Here is a 2,080-nt window from a genome sequence, read left to right as displayed (position 1 = left end):
CGGGACGACGAGCCCGGTGTTGATGGAGGCGTGGTCGGCCGGCACCGTCACGCCCTCGCAGACGGCGGCCAGGCCGGAGTCCCGCCAGGCCTTCGCGTCCGCGGTGGTGCCGGGTACCGGCCGGGCCCCGGCGATGACCAGCTTGGTGTCGGCATCGATGATGACCTGCACGTTCGCCGAGAACCGGTAGTTGCGTGAGGACGCGCCGGTCTTGCGGTCGCGGACCGGGATCAGGGTGCCGTCCACGATCCACAGCCGGTCCATCGCGTCGGCCGGGCGGGGGCCGGCTCGATCGCGAGCAGCGGCCGCAGCCGCTGGATCCCCCGGCACACCGTCGCGGGCGAGACCCCGAACAACGGCGCGAGCTGCCGCATGGTGAGGTTCGTGCGGTAATAGACGGCCATCAGCAGCACCCGGTCCGCCAGCGACAGGCACCACGGCTGGCCGCCGCCGGGCCCCGTTCCCGCCCCGTTCACGCACGACCTTCAGCAGCCGCTCGAACTGCCGCATCCGCAGCCCCGTGAACGTCTCCACCCGCAACGGCTCAGCCCTCAACACCCCACCCATGCAGGGGAAATGCCCGAATCAGAGCCGAGCGTCGCGGTGAAGCTGTCCCCGGTCGGTTCGCCGAACACGACGGCGCCCGGCGCCCCGGACTTCCAGAGGCGGTCAAGCATTTGCTTTTCTCGCTCACCGTCGGGTGTTCCCTCTGCGCCTTGACCCGAGTTCCCTTGGAAGTCCATCGCAGGCGGGCATCGCCACGGTGGCGTCGGCTGGCGCGGGGTGCCGACGAGGGCCAGCCATACGCGGGTGAGGGATGGGATGAGGATCTGGTTGTTGTTGGCGGTCTCGCCTGCCATGAGGTGGTGCTCCATAAGGTCCGGTGATCGGGCCTCGGGACCATGAGGAGCGGAGGTGCTTAGCGTCGCGCGCTCACGCGCGAGGTAACTGCCTCTGACGATTGGGTAGTCAGCCGCGTCACCGGCAGGTCCGGAGTAGACTCCAGGCCATGGACGTCGCCGGGGGAGCGAAGCGGGACAGCGCGGCCTACGCGTCTTCCCTCTCTCAGCTCTACCGCGCCGCCGGTTCCCCCTCGATCGACATGCTCATGGCCGACCACGACTCGGGCAAGGCGGCTCCGGCCTTCCAGATTCACATGGCCACGGGCTCGGGCAAGACGAACGTTGCACTTCTCCTGTTCCGGGCGAGGCGGCACGAGGAACAGGCACGCCGGCTGCGGCTGGCGGTCCGCTGTGCGAAGGCTCTTGCCACGCGTGGCGTCGATGTCCTGGATGGCGCGCCAATCAACAACCTCTTCGGCCTGCGCCGGGAGCCGGCGGGGGCGGTCCTTGACCAAGGGATGCCCTTCGGCGGTGGGTTCGTGCGAGCTGCCGAACGGGAGGCGCGCGCTCATGAGTACCTGGCGAAGTTCCTGACGGACGCAGCTCTGCGTGACCTCGGTGTCCTGCGCTTTTGGGACGAGGACCAGACGTTCGTCGTCGAGTCGAGCCCGTGCGGCGTCAGTCGGCTCAGGTGCTCGATTGTTCCCCGTCCCCCGACGGTCGACGCGTGCCCCCGCGTCCCCTTCGAATTCGCCTTGGCTGCCTGACCTCCGTCTACGGGGCTGGCTGACCAAGGCCGACCCCACGGAGAACCCATGCAGAAGATGCCTCTGTCCCACGCCCTGATGGACGTGGTTCCCGAGAGCACCCCCGTCGCCGTCGTCCTCGCCATTGCCCTGGTGATCTTCGGGCCGCCGTTGTGCAAGCTCGCCACGGCCTTCTGGGCCCCGAAGGTCCGCCGCGCACGCCTTCGGATCGCCCAGAGCGTCGCCCCCAAGGAGACTGCGCTCTCCGCCGACAACCCGCATGGGCAGGCCATCGAGGAGTACCGGCAGAGGGTTTGACCAAGCGTCGCTGCGGGCGAGCCCATCCAGGGCTGCCCGCAGCGGCGTGCCCACATAGGAGCCCCTTGTCACGGGTGCAGGCAAATCAGCAGTCCCATGATCCAGCGTGGCTGCCCGTCGACGAGCGGGGACCAGACGAGCGTGCCGGACGGGCGCACGCCGCTGATGACCGGC

General features: G+C 69.3%; 3 protein-coding genes and 1 pseudogene. 2 read left to right on the top strand and 2 right to left on the bottom strand.

The window, feature by feature from the left end; translation table 11 throughout:
- Both CCN56_RS21910 and CCN56_RS42685 read right to left on the bottom strand, forming a co-directional pair.
- A pseudogene (locus CCN56_RS21910) lies at positions 1–567 on the bottom strand (transposase family protein); the annotation flags it as partial.
- A complete protein-coding gene (locus tag CCN56_RS42685) occupies positions 552–860 on the bottom strand; it encodes a hypothetical protein (protein ID WP_143664593.1) in 309 nt (102 codons plus the stop codon). The pseudogene CCN56_RS21910 and the gene CCN56_RS42685, both read right to left, overlap by 16 nt.
- Before the next feature lie 149 nt (positions 861–1,009).
- Between CCN56_RS42685 and CCN56_RS21905 the strand changes: the two genes are divergently transcribed.
- Both CCN56_RS21905 and CCN56_RS21900 read left to right on the top strand, forming a co-directional pair.
- Positions 1,010–1,609 carry a hypothetical protein gene (locus tag CCN56_RS21905; RefSeq protein WP_086829268.1) on the top strand — a complete coding sequence of 200 codons (600 nt, stop codon included), beginning with the start codon at positions 1,010–1,012 and terminating at the stop codon, positions 1,607–1,609.
- Positions 1,610–1,657: 48 nt separating this feature from the next.
- Entirely contained in the window at positions 1,658–1,906 is a 249-nt protein-coding gene (locus tag CCN56_RS21900; RefSeq protein WP_086829267.1) for a hypothetical protein, read from the top strand.
- Positions 1,907–2,080: the final 174 nt, after the last annotated feature.

Origin of the sequence: Streptomyces sp. NRRL B-24572 (assembly GCF_002156145.1) — a bacterium.
In the GTDB taxonomy this organism is placed as follows: domain Bacteria; phylum Actinomycetota; class Actinomycetes; order Streptomycetales; family Streptomycetaceae; genus Streptomyces; species Streptomyces vietnamensis.
The sequence above is the reverse complement of the archived record's forward strand: the minus strand, read 5'-3'. Positions and strand labels throughout refer to the sequence as shown.